Consider the following 19,712-nt stretch of genomic DNA (forward strand, 5'->3'; position numbering starts at 1 on the left):
CCACAGTGTTGCGAAGGCCGCCTCCGGGCGGCCTTCTTTTTTGGCAATCATGGCCCGTGCTTTCCAATTCAACCGGCGGCCAAAACCCACTACGGTGACGCCCGATTCGAATTGTTTGGGCATGATCTCAACGGAAGACCGCTTCACATTTTCCGGATCATGCCCCATTGCCTGGGGATTTCGTCGATGCGCGCGCTTCTTGTTTGCCCGACGGTTTTGTTGGCGGCTCTGCTTGCAGTTTCGCCTGAGGTCGCATCCGCCCAGATGAAGCTGGCGCCGAAGGCCACGGCGCCCGGCGGCGTCGAGACGCGCTATTTCACCTCGATCGACGGGCTGATGGACGGCAATGCCGACGTGATCCTGAAGGAGACACGCCAGGGCAAGACCGTCACCGCAGCCGTGCTCGACGTCTGCTATCCCGTCGCGAAGAATTCCGACCGCAAGGACCGCTTCGTCGTCAATCTCCAGGTCGCGGGCCAGAACCTGACGGGTACGACGCAGAGCCTCGGCGCGAAGGCGCCGGTCACCGTCAAGCTGCTGCGCAAACAGGCCGGAGACACGTTCGAATTCCGCGGCCAGATCAGCATTGGCCAAGCCGTGACCGAGGTCACCTCGCCCGACAATTCCGATCTCAGCGAGAAGGAATTCCTCGACAACCAGACCTCCGACGACGGCATCACGCCGCAGCCGAAGGATTTCACCGACGTCTCGCCGGAAGCGATCGCGGTCAAGGTCAAGCTGGATGCCGCGACCGAGTTCCTGAAGAGCCTGAAGGGCCAGGACGTCGAGGTGACGCTGGCGAGCCTCACCGTCGGCTGCGACGCGCTGCGCGCGGGCGAGCAGACCATCAACATGTCGGTCGATCCGGAGCGCGCCGGTGCCCTGCTGGCAAAATTCAAGGCGACGCCCGGCGTCACCGCCGCGGGCTGGACCGCGGGCATGACCGAGATGGATCGCACCATCCGCATTGCCGCCGCCGACTGGCGCGAGGGTGACAAGATCAACCGCGACAAGCTCGCGGCCGCGGCGGCTGGCGTGCTGAGCAGGACGCTCGCGGCAAAGCCGGTCTCGCAAAGCTTCAACCCGGCGACCGGCAAGCTCAAGCTGGTGTTCAAGCGGCCGAACCAGGATTTTCCCGCGCTCGAGCTCACCGACACGATCGAGGTCGCCGGCCTCGTCTCGCCCGACAAGCCCGGCACGACCGACAAGCTCATGCTCTGGGTCGGGAGTCCCGCGACCACGACCACCGACGAGAGCAGCGGCGCCAAGCTCAATCTCTCGGACGAAGCGACCGCTGACGAGGAAGGCGATCAGCCCGACGACAACGGTTCGGTCGAGGCGCTCGCCAAGGAGCTGAAGGGCCAGCGCTGGGACGCCGACAAGTCGGTGTGGAAGTGATGTAGCCCGCACATCAACTCTCGGTCATCGCCCGGCTTGACCGGGCGATCCAGTACTCCGAGACGGTTTTGATGAGTCGAGAAGCCGCGGCGTACTGGATTCCCCGCTTTCGCGGGGAATGACAGCGTTGGCTAATTGCCGTTGACGCGAAAACGCAGCGGCTTGGGGCCGACGAGCGTCAGCACGTCGCCCTGGCGCTTCCAGGTCTCGACGCTGCCCAGCGCTGCAACGAGATCATCGTCGGCCTGGGCCCGCGCCGGCGGGCAGGAGCGGTCCTGGATCTGGCCAGGGACGAAGATTACGGTGTTGCCGGCGACCGAGAACTGGCCCTTGCCGCCCTTGCACCAGAGCTCCAGCACGACCTCACCATTATCGCCGATCTCGATGTTCGGAATCCGCTTCGAGCCCGGCTGCGGCAGCGCCTCCAGCGTCATCTCGGTGCCGAACGGAAAACCGTCCTCCGCACGCGCGAGCGTGGACATCGCGAGCATTGCAACCGCCGCACACACCGTCTGCCTGAACGAAACCATGAGACCTCTCGACCGACCTGATTTGCGGGACCTTCTATAAGACGGCGGCGCCGTTGAGAAGGTTCGCCATGCACGACGCAAAAATCCCCGCGAGGAGCAACCTCGCGGGGATTTGCGTTGAAGCCGGGCGTGGCCTGCTACTTCAGCACCATCGCCGTGAACGGATAGACATAGGCCTGCAGCGTCACGAGCACACCGACGAGGCAGGCCAGCACGATCGAGTGCCAGAACACGAAGCGCAGGATCGTGCCCTCATGGCCGTACCAGTTGGTCGCGGTGGACGCGACCACGATCGATTGCGCGTCGATCATCTTGCCCATCACGCCGCCGGACGAGTTCGCCGCACCCATCAGGATCGGCGACAGGCCGAGTTGCTCGGAGGTGATCTTCTGCAGGTTACCGAACAGCACGTTGGAGGCGGTGTCCGATCCCGTCAGCGCCACGCCCAACCAGCCGAGCAGCGTGCCGAAGAAGGGATAGAGCACGCCGGTTGCGGCGAAGGCGAGGCCGAGCGTCGCGTCGACGCCGGAGAGCCGCGTCAGCGTGCCGATGGCGAGCATCGCCGAGATCGTGATCAGCGAGATCGCGCACAGCCGGATGGTGCGGCCGTACTGGATCAAGAGCTTGCCGGGCCCGACGCCCATCAGGAAGCCGGAGATGATCGCGGCAATCAGCATGCCTGTGCCGGTGAACGAGAGATAGGTGAAGCCGAACACCGCGCTCTCTTTCGTCGGTCCTGGCGCGACCGGCGGCATCTTGTTGATCATCTGATGCAGCTCGGGAACGGGATAGCTCCAGGTGAAGATCGAGTTTGCCCAGGTCTTGAATCCACCATTGCCCCAGATCAGCATCACGATACAGACGATGATCCACGGCAGCAGCGCACTGAACAGCTCGCTCTGCGTCAATGGCGTCTTGTCCATCGGTTTTGCCGCGGCCATGGTGGCGGCCGATTCATCACGGCCGCGCAGCGCCGGCGACAGCCAGAGCTGCCTGGGCTGCCAGACCTTCAGGAACAGGATCAGCGCCCCCATCGAGATCAGCGACGCCCCGATGTCGACGATCCAGGGATTGACGTAGTTCGAGATCACGAATTGCGGGACTGCGAACGATACGCCGGTGACCAGGATCGCCGGCCAGACGTCCTTCATGCCTTTCCAGCCCGCGAACGCCCACACCACCCAGAACGGCACGATCAACGAGAAGAACGGCAATTGCCGACCGACCATCGCGCCGAGGATGTAGGGGTCGAGGCCGGTGACCGAGGCTAAGCCCTGGATCGGCGTGCCCAACGCGCCATAGGCGACCGGCGCAGTGTTGGCGATCAGCGACAGGCCGCTTGCTGCAAGCGGCGAGAAGCCGAGGCCGATCAGGACGGCGCCCGTGATCGCGACCGGCGTGCCGAAGCCCGAAGCGCCTTCGAAGAAGGCGCCGAACGAGAACGCGATCAGCAGCAATTGCAGCCGCCGGTCCTCGGTAACGCCGCCGACCGCGCGCTTGAGCAATTCGAAGCGTCCGGTGGTGACCGTTACCTGGTAGAGGAAGATGACGTTGAGAACGATCCAGCCGATCGGGAAGAAGCCGGTGACGATGCCCAGCACCGAGGCGCGGATCGACATGTTCGCCGGCATGGTGAAGACGAAGATCGTGATCAAATTGGCCACGATCACGGCGATGACCGCCGCGATATGAGCCTGGACGCGGCCGCTCGCGATCAGGACCAGCAATGTGACGACAGGGACTGCCGCCGCGATCGTCGACAGCACAGGGCTGTGCAACGGGTCATAAACTTGATTCCACATGATCTTCCTCCCCCACGCATGTGTGCTGCAGGCGGCCCGCGTGGACAGCCGATCCTGCTTGACGCTGAAGCGATAACCCCCGAGCTGGACGCGAATTCCTCGCGAATGCAGCGGTTCCCGTCCGCTCACAAGCTCGCGAAATCCCGGAGGCCCCCACCCCGCGCCGATGAGCCCCATGCTAGGGTTGCAAGCTGCGACAAGCCAACGCAAATTGCAGGACTTGCGACTTTAGTCTAAGCGCGCCGATTTCCGCCATCGTCTCAGGTCTTTGGCCCGGGCAGTTGTGCACATCCCCTCAGGAGACAGAGCTCTGTGAAGAACATCAGCGCCACGCTCGCGATCGTCTGGCGAATCGCCGCCCCGTATTTCCGGTCGGAGGACAAATGGGCTGGCCGCGGCCTGCTCGCCGCCGTCATCGCGATGGAGCTGGCGCTGGTCGCGATCGACGTCCTGGTCAATCAATGGCAGAACCGGTTCTACAGCTCACTGCAGGCAAGTGACTGGGATAGTTTCGTCAGGGAGATCTGGATCTTCATCGGCCTCGCCTCCGCCTTCATCGCGCTGGCGGTCTACAAGCTGTACCTGAACCAGTGGCTTCAGATCCGCTGGCGGCAATGGCTGACCCGGCACTATTTGGGCGAATGGCTGCAAGGCGCCACCCACTACCGCATGCAGCTCAAGGGCGATGCGGCCGACAACCCGGACCAACGCATCACCGAGGACGTCAAGAACTTCGTCGAGCAGACCCTGACCATCGGGCTCGGCCTGCTCTCGTCGATCGTGACGCTATTCTCCTTCGTGATCATCCTCTGGGGGCTTTCCAACGCCGCGCCGTTGCACCTGTTCGGCGCCGATCTCATGATCCCCGGCTATCTGTGCTGGGGCGCGCTGGTCTACGCGATCTTCGGGACGGCGCTGACGCACTGGATCGGCGCCCCGCTGGTCAATCTCAATTTCGAGCAGCAGCGCTATGAAGCCGACTTCCGCTTCAATCTCGTCCGCGTCCGCGAAAATTCCGAGCAGATCGCGCTGCTCAAGGGCGAAGGCGCCGAGCGCGGCCGGCTGCTGGAGCGCTTCGGTTTCGTGATCGGCAATTGGTACGCCATCATGAGCCGCACCAAGCGACTCACCGCGTTCACCGCGAGCTATCAGCAGGCCGCCGTGATCTTTCCCTATGTGCTGGTAGCGCCGGCCTTCTTCGCCAAGAAGATCCAGCTTGGCGACATGATGCAGACCGCCTCCGCCTTCTCGAGCGTGCAGGGCGCATTGTCGTTCTTTGTCACGGCGTACCGATCGCTGGCGGAATGGCGCTCGATCGTCGCGCGCCTCGACGGCTTCGAGATGTCGGTCGACGTGGCCGCGCACCTGCCGCCGCACGAGCCTGCGATTGCCCTCAAGGCCGCCGGTGGCAATCGCAATATCGCCCTCGAACAGCTCTGCGTGAACCTGCCGAGCGGCACGCCGCTGGTCGCCGCCGACGCCTTCTCCGTCCAGACGCCGGAGCGCGTGCTGGTGACCGGACCGTCGGGCTCCGGCAAGTCGACGCTGTTCCGGGCCATCGCCGGCATCTGGCCGTTCGGCACCGGCAGCATCTTCGTGCCGGAAAAGGCGAAGCTGATGATGCTGCCCCAGCGCCCCTATTTCCCGGTCGGCGTGCTGCGCGACGCGGTGGTCTACCCGGCCGCGCCGGGCGCGTTCGAAACCTCACGCGTCAGGGACGCGCTGATTGCGGTCGGGCTGCCTGACCTCGCCGAGCGGCTTGAGGAGGACGGTCATTGGAACCGGATGCTGTCGCTGGGCGAGCAGCAGCGCCTCGGGCTCGCCCGCGCGCTGCTGCACGCGCCGGACTATCTGTTCCTGGACGAGGCCACGGCCTCGCTGGACGAGCCGTCCGAGGCCCGCCTGTACCGGTTGCTGGCGGAGAAGCTGCCACAGGCCACCCTCGTCTCGATCGGCCACCGCTCGACGCTGGAAGCCTTCCATACCCGCAAGGTGACGATGGTGAAGCACAGCGCGATCCACGTCCTCGGTGACGGTGGTGTGCCGGTCGAGAAGGAGCCGAGCGCGGCACGCTGAGACGGCCCGACCAACCCTGAGGCTATGGCCCTTCGTTGCAGCCATCCTTCGAGACGCCCGCCTTTGGCGGGCCCTCGGGATGAGGTCTGTCCGCGCGCTGAAATCCGTGCCCCCTCATGGTGAGGAGCCCGCCGGAGGCGTCTCGAAGGACGCAGGCCCCCAGCCTGCGCCCCACACGCCCAAAGCAAAAGGGCGGCAGGTTGCCCTGCCGCCCTCAATCAAGTCGCTTCGGGAAGAAGCTTACTTCAAGTTGCTCATCGCCGTCAGGTCGAACGACAGCTTGGCAATGCCGGCAGCGCCGCACCAGTTGGAGCCAGCGCCGCCCGGATTGATCGCGGTGACGTTGGTGGTTCCGGTGGCGTTGAAGGCGCTGGTGAAGGCGTTGCAATCACCCTTGTTCAGGTCGGTGTCGGAGTAACGCAGGTCCAGCGTGAACACCTTGTAGGTGAAGCCGATGCCGATGTTCCAGGTGTTGTAGTCCTTGTAGGGGATGCCGTTGGCGAAAACAGTGCCGACGCCGGTGCCGTAGAAGGCGTCCGAAGTACCGAACCACTGGCGGCCGAACTCACCCGACACGTACATACCCATGCCGGAGGGACCGAAGGCCGTGCTGGGCGCCGTGTACTTGGCGGTCAACGAAGCGTAGTTGCCCCAGGCACCCGAGTTCAGGAAGTTCGGCGAGTAGTACTCGGTCGCGCCGACCGTGAAGCTGTCGTTGATGGTGTAGTTCACCTTGCCGTAGACTTCGACGAAGCTGACGTCCTTCTTCATGACGTTGCCGTCGGCGAGGAAGATCGTGGTCGTGCTGACGCCGCAGACGTTGCCGCCGGGAATGCCGCCGGTGAGCACGTTGTCGGCGCAGCTGCCGCCCGGATACAGGTAGCCCCAGACACCGATGTCGAACGCGAAGGCGCCGAAGGTCGGGCGGATACCGCCGTAGATATCGACTTCAGCAGCGGCGCGATTGGCGAAGGAGATGCTCTCGGCGGACACGCCGACGTAGAGCTGGAGGTCCTTGTTGACGTTGTAGCGCGGCTCGAAATAGGCCGCGACCGACGGCTTGTGGTTCGACTGCGTGACGCCGCGGAAGATGTAGTCGCTCATGATGGCGCCGCCGAAGGCGATATCCCAGGGGTCAAACGCGACCACCGGCGGGGCCTTCAGTGCCTTCACTCGCATGTCTGCCGCGAAAGCCGAGCCCGTCACCATTGCCAGCGCCGTTGCCAACAAAGCCACTTTTTTCATTTCGATCCCCATCACCAGTTCTAAGACCCCAGCCGGATCCCGGAAGCCCCCGGAACGCACGACCTGATTGCAAATTTCGTAACTGCGGCAATCTGGATGGAGTGGCGTAAACCGAGAAGCAAAAAACGCGGGCATCTGCCGACTTTTTGGGCGTTCTGACGATTCCACGAAAGGTTGTCAGGCTGTGTGTCTTCTCGACCACATTATTTGCACTCCAAAGTGCACCGGACGGCCCGGGTTAGTACGGGTCCGGCGGTACCGTGCTGCCCGCGCCACGAATCAGGCTGCTTCCCGACGAGACCATCCCTCGCGCGCCGTCACGCCGATGCAAAAAGGCCGCAGCATCACCGCTGCGGCCTTCCTGTCGTCGATCATGGTCGTCGGATTGGATCCAGCCTTTGGCCTAAGCTTGGGCCTAACTTTGGGCCTAACCTTGTCCTTCGGCTGGGGTCGTGTCCGCAGAAGACGAAGGCATCGCCCAGCTTGTCTCGGCGGCGGGCTCGGGAGCCGGAGCTGCCGGCGTTGACGGCTTCGGCGCGGGAGCTGCCTTCGCCTTCTTCGGCGCCGCTTTCTTCACAGCCTTCTTGGCGGCCTTCTTAGGGGCAGCCTTCTTAGCGGCTTTCTTGGCCGACTTCTTGGCGGCCTTCTTCGGCGCGGCCTTCTTGGCAGATTTCTTTGTGGCTTTCGCAGACTTCTTCGCGGACTTCTTGGCTGCCTTCTTTGAGGTCTTCTTCGCCGCTACCGCCTTCTTGGCCTTTTTGGCCTTCTTGCTTTTTTTCTTCTTCGCTTTCGCCATCGTGGTCCTCCTGTTGCCGCCGAACAATGGTCGATCCGGGCGTCTTCAGCCGTCACCTCTGGACGAAAGCTCAGCCCTCGAAAGCTCAGTCTTCGAAAGCTCAGTCTTGCGCGTTCAATGCCGGCCGCGACCCGCCCGTAGCCCAATCGAGAAGCTCAATCGTGTGTACGACCGGAACTAACGTGCCACTGGCAATCTGCACCATGCAGCCGATATTGCCTGCGGCAATCATGTCCGGCTTGACGCTCGCGATGTTGGCGACCTTGCGATCGCGCAACCGGCCCGCAAGCTCGGGCTGGAGAATGTTGTAAGTCCCCGCCGAACCGCAACACAAATGGCTCTCCGGCACATCTTTCACCACGAATCCATTATTGGAAAGCAATTCTTTCGGAAGGCCCGTGATTTTCTGCCCGTGCTGCAACGAACACGCAGAGTGATAGGCGACGACGATGTTGTCCTGTCGCGCGGTGGCCACGAGTCCAAGGCCGGCGACGTATTCAGTGATGTCCTTGGCGAGCGCGGAGACCTTCGCCGCATCGACGGCAAACGCAGCGTCCTCGCGCAGAAGATAGCCGTAGTCCTTGATCACGGTGCCGCAGCCGGACGCGGTCACCAGGATGGCGTCGAGCCCCTCGCCGGCCGCTTCCGCGCGCCACGCCGCGACATTGGCGCGAGCCCGCCCTAATGCGTCCTGGTCGTTGCCGAGGTGATGGGTCAGCGCGCCGCAGCACTGCTCGTCCCTGACGAGGACGACCTCGATGCCGTGGCGCGTGAGGAGACTGATGGCGGCCTGGTTGATGCGCGGGGCCAGCACCTGCTGGGCGCAGCCCTGGAGCAGCGCGACCCGGCCGCGCTTCTTGCCGAGTGCCGCGAACACACTGCCGGCGGCGGGCCCCGGTGGCGGCAGCCGGTCCGGCGCCAGCGCCAGCATCGCCTTGAGGCGCAGGATCAGGCCTGGCGTCGCCGACGGCCGGGGCGTCGGCAGGAACGCGGCCAGCGGGCGGGCCAGCCGCGCCAGCCACATGCTGGCGCGGAAACGCCGTGGGTCCGGCAGGACGAAGGCCAGCACCCGGCGCAGCAGCCGCTCGGCCAGCGGCCGCTCGTAACGCTGCTCGATCCTGACCCGGGCCTGATCGACCAGATGCATGTAATTCACCCCCGAGGGGCAGGTCGTCATGCAGGCCAGGCACGACAGGCAGCGGTCGACATGTTTGACCACTTCGGCCGTCGGCGTCTGGTCCTTCTCCAACATCTCCTTGATCAGATAGATGCGGCCGCGCGGGCTATCGAGCTCGTCGCCAAGCAGCACATAGGTCGGACAGGTTGCGGTGCAGAAGCCGCAATGGACGCAAGCGCGCAGGATCTTGTCGGCTTCCGCGATGTCGGGGTCGGCGAGCTGCGCGAGTGAGAATTCGGTCTTCATTCAGCAAGCGTCCCGCGTCAGCCGGCCCCGGTTGAGGATGGTCTTCGGATCGAAACTGGCGCGGACCCGCTCGCTCAACGCGGCAAGGCCAGGGGCTTGCGGGTGGAATACATCGATCGTGCGCCTGATGTCCTCGGCCGCCCGGATCAGCGTGGCGTGCCCGCCGACCGCATTCGCACGTTCGCGCACGGCCGTGGCATGCGCGTCCGGCTTCGGTGGCAACGCCGCCCAGATCAGTCCACCACCCCAATCGTAGATCAATTCGCCGCCGGTCTCGCGCCCCAGCAGCGTCCCGAGCGCCGCGCCCGACGCCGGCGGACAGACGATCCGCCAGACCGGCCAGGCCCCCAGCGCGCCGTCAGCCGCGAACGGCAGGACGTCGCGGATCGTGGTCCATAGCGCCGCTGACACCGTGTCCTCGACCAGCGTTGCGGTTCCGAACGGTGCCAGCAATTCGCGCAGCGAGCCGGCACGGTGGGCGGCCGAGGCGGTAATGCCCTCGAGCCGCAGCACGGTCAGCGCCTCGCTTTGGCCTGCGATATCGCCGAGACCTTCGATCTTGGTCCGGAACGCCGATGTCGGCAGATGCGCGGCACCGGAGACGTCGAAGGGCGAGCCGAGCGCCGCGGTCATCGCCTTGTTGGCGGCAGCATCGTCGAGGCCGCGCAGCAACAGCGTCCGCTCGGCCTCCGGCTTCGGCATCACCTTCAGCGTGACCTCGGTCATGACCGACAGCGTGCCCCAGGAACCGGCGAGAAGCTTGCAGAGGTCGTAGCCGGTGACGTTCTTCACCACCTTGCCGCCGGTCTTGAAGCTGTCGCCGAAACCGGAGACGGCATGCGCCCCGAGCAGATGGTCGCGCGCCCCACCCGCCTTGATCCGGCGCGGACCGGCCAAGCCAGCCGCAATCATGCCGCCGATGGTGCCTGATACCGGCGTGCCGAGCAGCGGCGCGGTGTTCATCGGCTCGAAGGCGAATTGCTGGTTCTTGGCGTCGATCAGCGACAGCACGTCGGCCAGCGGCGCCCCGGCCTGGAGCGTGACAATGAGTTCGTTGGGCTCGTAGGCGGTGATGGCACTCAGCGCGGAGACGTCGAGCACCGCATTGGTCGCCATCGCATGACCGATGCCACGCTTGGAGCCATGGCCGATGATCTCGAGCGGCTGCTCATTGGCAATCGCCGCGCGCACCACCTCTTCGACGTCTTTGGCGTCTCGTACCTTGAGCGTATCCACGCCTGTAGCGGGTAACGAAGTTTGCAGCGAAAATCAAATTTGGCGCGCTGCAGCGAGGCGACGCTAGAAACGCGGGATGTCGGGAAACGCCAGCTTGCCGGCGTGGACGTGCATGCGTCCGAGCTCGGCGCAGCGGTGCAGGGTCGGAAACACCTTTCCGGGATTGAGCAGGCCTTGCGCATCGAAGGCGCATTTCAGGCGCTGCTGCTGGTTGAGGTCGATCTCACTGAACATCTCCGGCATCAGATCGCGCTTCTCGATGCCGACGCCGTGCTCGCCGGTGAGCACGCCGCCGAACTCGACGCAGGCGCGCAGGATGTCGGCGCCGAAGGCTTCGGCGCGCTCGATCTCGCCGGGCTTGTTGGCGTCATAGAGGATCAGCGGATGCAGATTGCCGTCGCCGGCATGGAACACGTTGGCGCAACCGAGCTGGTATTTTTCCGATAGCTCGCGGATGCGCGCCAGCGCCTTCGGCAGCGCACCGCGTGGGATGGTGCCGTCCATGCAGAGATAGTCCGGGGAGATGCGGCCCACGGCGGGGAACGCGGCTTTCCGGCCGGCCCAGAAGAGATTGCGCTCGGCCTCCGAGGTCGAGATCTGGCAGGTGGTCGAGCCGCAAGCGTTGGCAATTGTCTCGACCCGCGTGATCAGCTCGTCGACCTCGATCTTGGGTCCGTCGAGCTCGATGATGAGGAGGGCCTCGACATCGAGCGGATAGCCGGCGTGGACGAAGGCTTCCGCGGCGTGGATCGCGGGCTTGTCCATCATCTCCATGCCGCCGGGAATGATGCCGGCGCCGATGATGCGCGCCACGCATTCGCCGGCCGCCTCGACTTGCGCGAATCCGACCATCAGCGCGCGCGCCGTCTCCGGCTTTTGCAGGATCCGCACCGTGATCTCGGTGATGACGCCGAGCAGGCCTTCCGAGCCGGTGATGACGCCCATCAGGTCGTAGCCGGAGTTCTCCGCCGATTTGCCGCCAATGCGCAGGATCTCGCCGCTCATCAGCACGATCTCGCAGCCGAGCACGTTGTTGGTGGTCATGCCGTATTTCAGGCAGTGCACGCCGCCGGAATTCTCCGCGACATTGCCGCCGATCGAGCAGGCGATCTGCGAGGACGGATCCGGCGCGTAGTAGAACCCGGCATGAGCGACGGCCTGGCTGATCGCGAGGTTGGTGACGCCGGGTTCGGTGACGACGGCGCGGTTGTCGAAATCGATCTCGCGGATGCGCTTGAACTTGCCGAGCCCCAGGAGCACGCCGTCTTCCAGCGGCAGCGCGCCGCCGGACAGTGAGGTGCCGGAGCCGCGCGGCACCACCTTGATGCCCTGCCCTGCACAATATTTCAGGATGAGCGAAACCTGCTCGGTCGTGTCGGGCAGCACCACGACCATCGGCGGCTGCCGATAGGCCGTCAATCCGTCGGATTCATAGGCCCGCATCTCGGCGACACTGTCGATCACGCCTTCGCCCGGCACGATTGCGCGCAATGCAGCCACGATCTCGGCGCGGCGCGCGAGCACGGCCTGGTCACTCGCGGGCATCATGATGGCCATAACATTTCCTTCGCGCCATATTCTTCCGGCCGAGGCCGCACGATCGATTTGTCGCGGTAAATCAACCACGTCCGCGGTGGTTTGGGTAGGCCATTCGAAAGTCGGAGCGACGATCTTGCGCGAGTTCGCTCTGGGACAAGTAGGAAATCGTGAAACCTGCCATGGTTTGGCGGCTTGTCCAATCCGAGCAGGCCTGCCAAAACCGGCGGGTCCGACCATTGCCGATCAGGCATGCAACTAACCAGCCCCCAGGGAAGAGACGAAGAGCACCCGATGACAAAACTGATTTTTGGCGCATTGACCATCCTCACCGCGATTGCCACCGCACCCGCCGCGATGGCGCAGGATGCCGCGGCCGGCAAGTCGTCGTTCAACAAATGCCTGGCCTGTCACGCGATCGGCGAAGGCGCCAAGAACAAGGTCGGCCCCGAGCTCAACGGCCTCGACGGCCGCAAGTCCGGCACCGCGCCCGACTACAATTATTCCGACGCCAACAAGAATTCCGGCATCACCTGGAACGAGGCCGTGTTCAAGGAATACATCAAGGACCCCAAGGCCAAGATCCCCGGCACCAAGATGGCGTTCGCCGGCATCAAGAACGAGACCGAGATCAACAATCTCTGGGCCTATGTGTCGCAGTTCGACAAGGACGGGAAGATCAAGCAGTAAGCGCGTGCGAGAGGGTCGCTGGAGCTTCGGTTCTGAACCGAAGCTCCAGCTTCTTGTTTTGACGCGTTTTCTTCACGCGAACCGGCATCCACTTCGCTCGAAAACGCTCTAATCGGCGACCGCCTGCGCCGATACGATGTTCCCGATCATCGTCTCGATCTCGGTCTTCACCAGATCGGGCACCGCGTTCTGCACCATGTGGCCGAGATCGGGCAGCACGATCAGCTTCGCATTCTGCACGGTGGCGGCGAACGGGCGCGCGTGAATGGCGGTCTTCACCGTCTTGTCAGGTTCGCCGGCGATGATCGTGACCGGCGCCGATATCTCGCCGTAGCGCGCGACCTGCGCAGCGACCGCTTGCTTCAGCGTCACCAGATCATAGGCATTGGCGATGAACTCGCGCGGGCGCAGCAGCAGCGGCGTCGCGGAGTCCTGCACGAAACCATCCGGCATCATTTGCGGCAGGAAGACGTTGCGCGCGCCGGGCTCGCTCAGGAAGTAGCCCAGCGGCAGCGTTATGGTGTAGGCGAGCAGCGGGCCGATCACGGGCGTTGCGATGATCTCGTTGTAGCGGCCGACGCCGCCGCGCCAGGGATGGGTGACGGGCGCGAGCATCACAAGGCCCGCGACGCGGCCGGGATGATCGAGCGCCAGCCGCGCGCCGAGCGCGCCGCTCCAGGAATGCACCACGAAGACCGCGCGATCGATCCCGAGCTTGCCGAGCGCCTCATCGATCATCCGCGCCTGCACCTCCGGGGTCGAATCCTGCCGCCGCGCCCGCGTGCTCCAGCCGTGGCCGGGACGGTCGATCAGGATGACGTGATGATCCCTGGCGAGGAGATCGCCGAGCGGCCGCCGCATCGCTTCGAGGTTGGAGCTCGCGCCGTGCAGCATCACGACCGGCAGGCCCGAATCGCGCGGGCCGAGATCGACGAGGTGAAGCACGGCCCCATCGACCTCGATCATCCGGCCTTGCGGTGGAAAGGCGCGTTGCACAGCGAGGACGCCGGCCTGCGTGACCAGCGCCAGCACAAGCAGTGCGGTCACGACTGACATCACGATCATGGATGGAATCCGGGCGATCCAGGGCACAGGGCAGTTACGTGGCTTGCGGGCGGCAGTTTCGCCCGGGGAGCCCCCGCGCTCCACTTGAAATGCCGGGGCTGTGGATATGTGCATAATTGAAGCGGGAAAAACGCAACGAAATCAATGCTGCTCCCCTTAGCAAGCAAGCTTCGAAACAGCTTCATGCCTTCGTCATCGCGGCTTCCTTATAATCGCCACGGTCGGTTCCGCCATTTAGACGCGGGTGGGCGCCGATCGTGCTCGCAACCCTCGAGGATGCGGGAAAGACCGGCAGGATTTATCCTGATTTGAACCGGAGAATTTCGATGAGCCTGAGATCCAAAGACACTGCGATCGACGAGATCGTGGCAAGCTGCCACGGCGACCTGCGCGGTGCCGTGCGCGCGCTGCTGCTGATCAACGAGCATCTCGAGACGGAGCTTGCAAAGGCCTACGCCGCAGCGGTCGATCGCGGCCTCGCCGAGCGCGAAGGCAGCGTTTTGCACTAGGTTGCTGTCGACCTAGTTCGTGCTGTCCTCGTCCTTTTCCTCGTCAGGCGTGGGTGCGGGACAGGCGCGGATCGTCGAACGGGCAAGCTTGGCGTCGGCCTTCGATTTGTAAGGACCGTCACCGAACCAGACGTCGCCGATGATCACGGGATTGCTGGTCACGATGTTGCATTTTCCGGTGGCGCGGTTGCCGACCACCCAGAACAGTCCGTCGGCGAGGCTCGCCGTGCCCGACGCCAACAGCAATGTACCTGCAAAGATCAAACGCTTCATGGCTGTGCTCCCGCCATCAAGGTAGGCCTGCGGCGGTGCCACCCATACCCCTTGTGACGCGGCGCGTGTCGTCGTGGTTAATCGGCTTGCGCCGCATTCGCTCGAGCAATGATCGACTTGTCCGCTAAATATCGCGGCCTTCGACCTTCTCGGTCAGCGCCTTGACCTGATCGGGGATCTTCTCGAGGTGCGGGTTGACGGCGAGCGCTTTGCGGTAGGCCTCGAGTGCGCGCTTTTCGTCGCCGACCTCCTGCATGATCATGCCGAGGCCTGCGAGCGCGCCGAAATGGCGGGGCTCGCGGATCAACACCTCGCGAATGTCGGCGAGCGAACGGCCATAATCGTTCTGCATGTAGTAGAGCGTCGCGCGACGATTCCAGGCCTCGATGTAGTCGGGCCTGAGCTTGACGACCGAATCCAGCAGCTTGATCGCAACCTCGATCTTCTTTGCGTCGACCGCAGTCTTGGCCCGCGCCATCAACAGCGCCGCGGTGTCGCTCGGGGTCTGGATCCAGATCGCCCAGATCCGCGCCTCGACATGCTTGGCGCTGGCTTCGTCGGGCGCAGCTTTCAGCGCGCCGAACAGGAAATCGAGATTCTTGGTGCGATCGACCTTGGGCAGCTTGGCCAGCGCTTCCGGAAGTTTCTTCTGCTTGCCGGGGGGGGCCGGTGGATCAATCTGCTGTGCTGGCGCCGGAGCGATGCCGGCGGCTCCCAGCACAAGAGCCAGACACAGGGTGCGGGCGACGAAGAATCTCACTGCCATGGTCGAAGTCTAAACGCGCAAAGCCGCCCTTGCAAAGCGGGGGCGGCGTCAAACTCGTGTGAGACGGTGGTCTTGCGGGGCGCGCGCGGGCGTCCGGCAGGGCGAAATCAGCCCTGACGCGCCTTGAAGCGGCGCTGCACCTTGTTGATCACATAGACCCGGCCCTTGCGGCGGACCAGGCGGTTGGCGCGATGGCGACCGCGCAGCGATTTCAGCGAGTTACGGACCTTCATGGCAGAATCCTGAACGTTCGAAAGGCCGTGTTCGGCACTACCGTTTCGGCACGCGCGAATGAGGCAAAATGAGATTTTCCCGCTGGCGGACCGACCGCCCGGGACGGGGCGGTTCTTAAGGCATGGGAGGACCGGATGTCAATGTTAACTGCCCCGATCCCACCCACCAAATTCTGGAAAACAACCCCATGCAAAGTAGAAGCGGCCGGATCGGCCCAATCTGGCGCGGACGACGCCTGTCCTACAACGCCTTGTCCCACAATGCCTTGCCAAGTTCGTTATATCATATAATCAATTCGGCAACCCGTCGGGAGGAAACCCATGCCGAAGCTGAAGCTGCCGAACATCGACGACGTCGTCGCCATCGACATTCACACCCACGCCGAGGAGCCCTGCGGCACCCATCCCGACGACGGCTATGACGATTTTCAGGCGCAGATGGCGGACTATTTCAAGTCGCCGCACAAGCATCCGCCGACCGTTCCGGAGACCGCCGCCTACTATCGCTCCAAGAACATCGCCGCGGTGATCTTCCCGGTCGACGCCGAGCGCGAGACCGGCTTCCGCCGCTACAAGAATGAGGAGATGCTGGAGATCGCCTCCGACCATCTCGACGTTCTGATCCCCTTCGTCTCGATCGACCCGCACAAGGGCAAGCTCGGTGTGCGCGAGGCGCGCAAGCTGATCGAGGAATACGGGGTGCGCGGCTTCAAATTTCATCCGACCATGCAGGGCTTCTACGCCAACGACCGCATGGCCTATCCGCTCTATGAAGAGATCAACAATGGCGGCGCAATCGCGCTGTTCCACACCGGCCAGACCGGCGTCGGCTCGGGCATGCCCGGCGGCATGGGGATGCGGCTGAAATATTCCAACCCGATGTACATGGACGACGTCGCGGCTGATTTCCCCGACCTCAAGATCATCCTCGCCCATCCCTCCTTCCCCTGGCAGGAAGAGGCGCTGTCGGTCGCGACCCACAAGCCCAACGTCTACATCGACCTCTCGGGCTGGTCGCCGAAATATTTCCCGCCGATCCTGGTGCGCTACATCAACTCGATCCTGCAGGACAAGATGCTGTTCGGTTCGGACTGGCCGGTGATCACACCGGACCGCTGGCTGTCGGACTTCGCCAAGATCGAGATCCGCGACGAGATCCGGCCGAAGGTGCTGAAGGCCAACGCAAGGAAGCTGCTGGGGATCTAGGCGCGATCCCATGAACTGACGGAGCCGCTTGCTCGCTTGCAGCGGCTCCGCAGCGGTAGAGGGCTGGGCCTTAAGCGCGCATGCCTATCGCCGGCCGAAACGGCGGATCGCTCTCGGGTGATTCAATCGCAGCGTAATGATCGAAGCGCATCGCGGAACTCGCCCGCCCGCGGCTCATCAAGCCTAGACTTGCCGAATAGCCGAACATGGTCATGAGCGGAACGATTGCGTCGATCGCGACAACCTCGTTCTCGATGTCCCTGAAGCGAATGTGCGCACGCCGTAATTTCAAATCGTCGGCGATAGATGATGCGAATGCTCCCGGCGTCACCACCTCGACCTTCATGATTGGTTGGAGCAAGACCGCCTTCGCCATTTTCAGGGCTTCGCGGAAGGCCGCCCGCGTCGCGACCTCGAAGGCAAGCACTGATGAGTCGACATCGTGATATTTGGCGTCAATCAGTTCGACGCCGACATCGACCACCGGAAAGCCCGCAACGACGCCGCAAGCAAGGACGTCTCTCAGACCTTTCTCGACGCCAGACAGATACTCTCTCGGCAGCACATCCTCGTTGACCTTTGACTCGAAGTGAAAGCCCTTTCCGGCATCGATTGGCGCGACGCCGAGCTTCACGGCGGCGAACTCGCCTTTGGGGCCGTAGATCTTCCTATGGGTGTAGCCCCCCTCAGCGCGCGTGGTTGGGCGCTCGATCAGTGCGACCTGCCACGCGCCGACATTGACGACGATCCCATGGGCACGGCGAAGAATATCGATTTTGCCTTCGAGATGCCCTTGGCTCACCCCTTTCAGCACCGCCTGCCCCGACTCGGGATCGAGCGACACAATGAACAAGTGATCCTCGGCGGAAAGCTTGGCGAGCGCCGTCACAAGTTTATCATGCTCCGCCCGAGACGCCGCCTCGATGGCGAGCTCGACCAGCAACGGTTGCCTGACGACATCATCTTGCATTGCTCGATCTCAAACCTGCGTTCTCGGATCGCTTTCTACTCTATCATCGGTTGATTCACTATTCCTGCAGAACAAGATGCTGTTCGGCTCAGACTGGCCGGTGATCACGCCGAGCCTCGCTGCAACCTCTCCCGCTTGCGGGGGAGGTCGACGCGCGAAGCGTGGCGGGTGGGGGCTTTCTCCACACGATGATTTTCCCGATGCGGAGACACCCCCACCCCAGCCCTCCCCCGCAAGCGGGAGAGGGGGCGCACCGTCCTCGTGGCATCGGCGGAAGTCGTCCGACCGAAGGCCTCAGACCTGTGCCAAGCCTCCATCGACGAAAACCTCGCCGCCGGTCATGAAGCTGCTGTCCGAGGACGCCAGGAACGCCGCAACCGCCCCCGTCTCGCTTGGGTCGCCCACGCGCCCGATCGGCGTCATGCTTCCAAGCGCGTCGAACGCTTCCTCGCCGACGATCTCCAGCGCCAGCTCCGTCTTGGTCGGCCCTGGTGACAGCACATTGACGCGGATGCCGGTGCCGCGCAGGTCCTGCGCCCAGCTGCGCGCCAGATTGCGGATCGCAGCCTTGGTCGCGCTGTAGATACTGAACTGCGGCGTTCCCATCACCCCCGTGCTCGATCCGGTCAGGATGATCGACGACCCCTTCGTCATCAGCGGCAGGGCTTTCTGCACCGTGAACACCAGCCCCTTCACATTGACGTCGAAGATCTGATCGTAATGCTCGACCGTGATCTCGCCGAGCGGCGCAAACAATCCGGTCCCAGCATTGGCGAACAGGATGTCGAGCCCGCCGCGTTCGGCCTTCACCGTCGCGTACAGCCGATCGAGGTCGGACATATCAGTCACCGAGCCCCTGACCGCGCGCGCCGAGGAACCGAGCTGCGCCACGGCGGCATCGAGCGGCTCCTGCCGCCGCCCGAAGAGATAGACGAACGCGCCTTCGTCGATGAACCGTTTGGCCGCTCCAAATCCGATGCCGGTTCCGCCGCCCGTAACCACCGCCGTCTTGCCTTGTAGTCTGCTCATGATGTGCTCCTTCACTAGGGTTGCACTGAGCTGGCGGCCTACCCACCTATCGACAAGTATGCACCTTTTGGTAAGTGCCCAAAAATGTCAGACACGATCTCTCCACCTGCGCAGGCTTCGCCACCTGTCCAAAGCTGCACCCCGACTTTGCCCGGCTTCACTTGCGGCCTCGACGCGACCCTGCGGGTCATCGCCGGCAAGTGGAAGCCGCTGATTCTGTACTTCCTCGCCCAGGGCGGGCCGACCCGCTACGGCGAGCTGCGGCGAGCCGTGCGCGACGTCAGCGACAAGATGCTGATCCAGCAACTCAAGGAGCTCGAGGCCGATGGTCTCGTGAAGCGGACCGACTACAAGGAAGTGCCTCCGCGGGTAGACTACGGTCTCACCGCTTTGGGCCACAGCCTCGCTCAGGCCCTCGTGCCGCTGTGCTCGTGGGGCACGGAGCACATGGCGGAGGTCAGCCGCGTTTTCGCCGAGCGGGACGCCTGGAATTCCAAGAGCCGGTGAATCTGATGGCTACGTTATGCGATCAGTTCACGCTTGCCAGATAGCCCGCCAAAATTGTCCGGCTTTCGCTGAGCGTCTCGATACGCTCATCGATCAGGCCGACCTGCTGCGTGAGTATTTTTCGCAGCTCGTTGCACGGCGTGAAAGCCGGATCGTTGTTCCTTACGCATGGGAGTAACCGCTTGATGGTTTCGAGCGTCATCCCCGCGCCGCCGAGCATCTTGATCCGCCGCACCGTTTCCTCTTCGGCCAGGCCATAATCGCGATAGCCGGAGTTCGTCCGCTGCGGCGCAAGCAGTCCTTCGCCTTCGTAGTAGCGTAGCATTCGGACGCTGACCCCCGTCCGCCGGGACAGTTCGCCGATTTTCATCTGAAGCCTCTTGACCCTGACAGCACTGTCAGACCCTACAGACTTTGCTCGT

The 19,712-nt window shown here is 63.7% G+C and carries 20 protein-coding genes; 6 read left to right on the forward strand and 14 right to left on the reverse strand.

The genetic code is table 11. The features are described 5' to 3' along the window. The first annotated feature begins 186 nt into the window (after positions 1-186). Positions 187-1,398 carry a hypothetical protein gene (locus AC0L3U_RS05375; protein ID WP_473360959.1) on the forward strand — a complete coding sequence of 404 codons (1,212 nt, stop codon included), beginning with the start codon at positions 187-189 and terminating at the stop codon, positions 1,396-1,398. 131 nt (positions 1,399-1,529) lie between these two features. On the opposite strand, the gene AC0L3U_RS05380 is transcribed toward AC0L3U_RS05375, so the two are convergent. Both AC0L3U_RS05380 and AC0L3U_RS05385 read right to left on the reverse strand, forming a co-directional pair. After that, positions 1,530-1,928, reverse strand: coding sequence for an META domain-containing protein (locus tag AC0L3U_RS05380; protein WP_007614988.1), 399 nt, complete (start codon positions 1,926-1,928; stop codon positions 1,530-1,532). A 137-nt stretch (positions 1,929-2,065) separates the two neighbouring features. Continuing rightward, positions 2,066-3,730 carry an L-lactate permease gene (locus AC0L3U_RS05385; RefSeq protein WP_063993974.1) on the reverse strand — a complete coding sequence of 555 codons (1,665 nt, stop codon included), beginning with the start codon at positions 3,728-3,730 and terminating at the stop codon, positions 2,066-2,068. Positions 3,731-4,042: 312 nt separating this feature from the next. On the opposite strand from AC0L3U_RS05385, the gene AC0L3U_RS05390 reads away from it, so the two are divergent. Continuing rightward, on the forward strand, positions 4,043-5,806 hold the full coding sequence (locus AC0L3U_RS05390; RefSeq protein WP_473360960.1) for an ABC transporter ATP-binding protein/permease: 1,764 nt from the start codon (positions 4,043-4,045) through the stop codon (positions 5,804-5,806). 240 nt (positions 5,807-6,046) lie between these two features. Here the strand turns inward: AC0L3U_RS05390 and AC0L3U_RS05395 are convergent, their stop codons facing one another. From AC0L3U_RS05395 to AC0L3U_RS05415, 5 genes are all read right to left on the reverse strand, one after another. Next, positions 6,047-7,051: a TorF family putative porin gene (locus AC0L3U_RS05395; RefSeq protein WP_027520439.1), complete on the reverse strand. Its 1,005-nt coding sequence runs from the start codon at positions 7,049-7,051 to the stop codon at positions 6,047-6,049. Positions 7,052-7,478: 427 nt separating this feature from the next. Continuing rightward, positions 7,479-7,847 (reverse strand): histone, encoded by a 369-nt coding sequence (locus AC0L3U_RS05400; protein ID WP_473361105.1) that lies wholly within the window; start codon positions 7,845-7,847, stop codon positions 7,479-7,481. Positions 7,848-7,947: 100 nt separating this feature from the next. Continuing rightward, positions 7,948-9,270, reverse strand: coding sequence for a glycolate oxidase subunit GlcF (gene glcF, locus AC0L3U_RS05405; protein WP_473360961.1), 1,323 nt, complete (start codon positions 9,268-9,270; stop codon positions 7,948-7,950). Further along, a complete protein-coding gene (locus AC0L3U_RS05410) occupies positions 9,271-10,506 on the reverse strand; it encodes an FAD-binding protein (RefSeq protein ID WP_473360962.1) in 1,236 nt (411 codons plus the stop codon). Positions 10,507-10,569: 63 nt separating this feature from the next. After that, entirely contained in the window at positions 10,570-12,063 is a 1,494-nt protein-coding gene (locus AC0L3U_RS05415; RefSeq protein WP_473360963.1) for an FAD-linked oxidase C-terminal domain-containing protein, read from the reverse strand. Between the two features lie 273 nt (positions 12,064-12,336). Between AC0L3U_RS05415 and cycA the strand changes: the two genes are divergently transcribed. Beyond that, positions 12,337-12,732 carry a cytochrome c-550 CycA gene (gene cycA, locus AC0L3U_RS05420; RefSeq protein WP_456767691.1) on the forward strand — a complete coding sequence of 132 codons (396 nt, stop codon included), beginning with the start codon at positions 12,337-12,339 and terminating at the stop codon, positions 12,730-12,732. 108 nt (positions 12,733-12,840) lie between these two features. Here the strand turns inward: cycA and AC0L3U_RS05425 are convergent, their stop codons facing one another. Then, entirely contained in the window at positions 12,841-13,797 is a 957-nt protein-coding gene (locus AC0L3U_RS05425; protein WP_473360964.1) for an alpha/beta fold hydrolase, read from the reverse strand. A gap of 326 nt (positions 13,798-14,123) precedes the next feature. Here AC0L3U_RS05425 and AC0L3U_RS05430 point away from each other — a divergent pair, with 326 nt between their 5' ends. Beyond that, the gene (locus AC0L3U_RS05430) at positions 14,124-14,306 is read left to right on the forward strand and encodes a hypothetical protein (RefSeq protein ID WP_007596968.1); all 183 of its coding nucleotides are present in this window, start codon (positions 14,124-14,126) and stop codon (positions 14,304-14,306) included. A gap of 12 nt (positions 14,307-14,318) precedes the next feature. Here AC0L3U_RS05430 and AC0L3U_RS05435 read toward each other — a convergent pair whose 3' ends face one another. From AC0L3U_RS05435 to ykgO, 3 genes are all read right to left on the reverse strand, one after another. After that, the gene (locus AC0L3U_RS05435) at positions 14,319-14,579 is read right to left on the reverse strand and encodes a hypothetical protein (RefSeq protein ID WP_007596971.1); all 261 of its coding nucleotides are present in this window, start codon (positions 14,577-14,579) and stop codon (positions 14,319-14,321) included. Between the two features lie 124 nt (positions 14,580-14,703). After that, on the reverse strand, positions 14,704-15,345 hold the full coding sequence (locus AC0L3U_RS05440; RefSeq protein ID WP_473360965.1) for a tetratricopeptide repeat protein: 642 nt from the start codon (positions 15,343-15,345) through the stop codon (positions 14,704-14,706). A 107-nt stretch (positions 15,346-15,452) separates the two neighbouring features. Then, on the reverse strand, positions 15,453-15,578 hold the full coding sequence (gene ykgO / locus AC0L3U_RS05445) for a type B 50S ribosomal protein L36 (RefSeq protein WP_006611362.1): 126 nt from the start codon (positions 15,576-15,578) through the stop codon (positions 15,453-15,455). Between the two features lie 321 nt (positions 15,579-15,899). Between ykgO and AC0L3U_RS05450 the strand changes: the two genes are divergently transcribed. Beyond that, positions 15,900-16,784, forward strand: a complete 885-nt coding sequence (locus tag AC0L3U_RS05450) for an amidohydrolase family protein (protein ID WP_027565452.1) — start codon at positions 15,900-15,902, stop codon at positions 16,782-16,784. A gap of 70 nt (positions 16,785-16,854) precedes the next feature. Here AC0L3U_RS05450 and AC0L3U_RS05455 read toward each other — a convergent pair whose 3' ends face one another. Then, positions 16,855-17,754, reverse strand: coding sequence for a translation factor GTPase family protein (locus AC0L3U_RS05455; protein ID WP_473360966.1), 900 nt, complete (start codon positions 17,752-17,754; stop codon positions 16,855-16,857). 294 nt (positions 17,755-18,048) lie between these two features. After that, positions 18,049-18,783, reverse strand: a complete 735-nt coding sequence (locus AC0L3U_RS05460) for an SDR family NAD(P)-dependent oxidoreductase (RefSeq protein WP_473360967.1) — start codon at positions 18,781-18,783, stop codon at positions 18,049-18,051. An 84-nt stretch (positions 18,784-18,867) separates the two neighbouring features. Between AC0L3U_RS05460 and AC0L3U_RS05465 the strand changes: the two genes are divergently transcribed. After that, on the forward strand, positions 18,868-19,290 hold the full coding sequence (locus AC0L3U_RS05465) for a winged helix-turn-helix transcriptional regulator (protein WP_473360968.1): 423 nt from the start codon (positions 18,868-18,870) through the stop codon (positions 19,288-19,290). A 22-nt stretch (positions 19,291-19,312) separates the two neighbouring features. On the opposite strand, the gene AC0L3U_RS05470 is transcribed toward AC0L3U_RS05465, so the two are convergent. Then, positions 19,313-19,660 carry a MerR family transcriptional regulator gene (locus tag AC0L3U_RS05470; RefSeq protein ID WP_473360969.1) on the reverse strand — a complete coding sequence of 116 codons (348 nt, stop codon included), beginning with the start codon at positions 19,658-19,660 and terminating at the stop codon, positions 19,313-19,315. Positions 19,661-19,712 lie beyond the last annotated feature (52 nt).

It is taken from the genome of Bradyrhizobium sp. Kon69 (assembly GCF_055807515.1).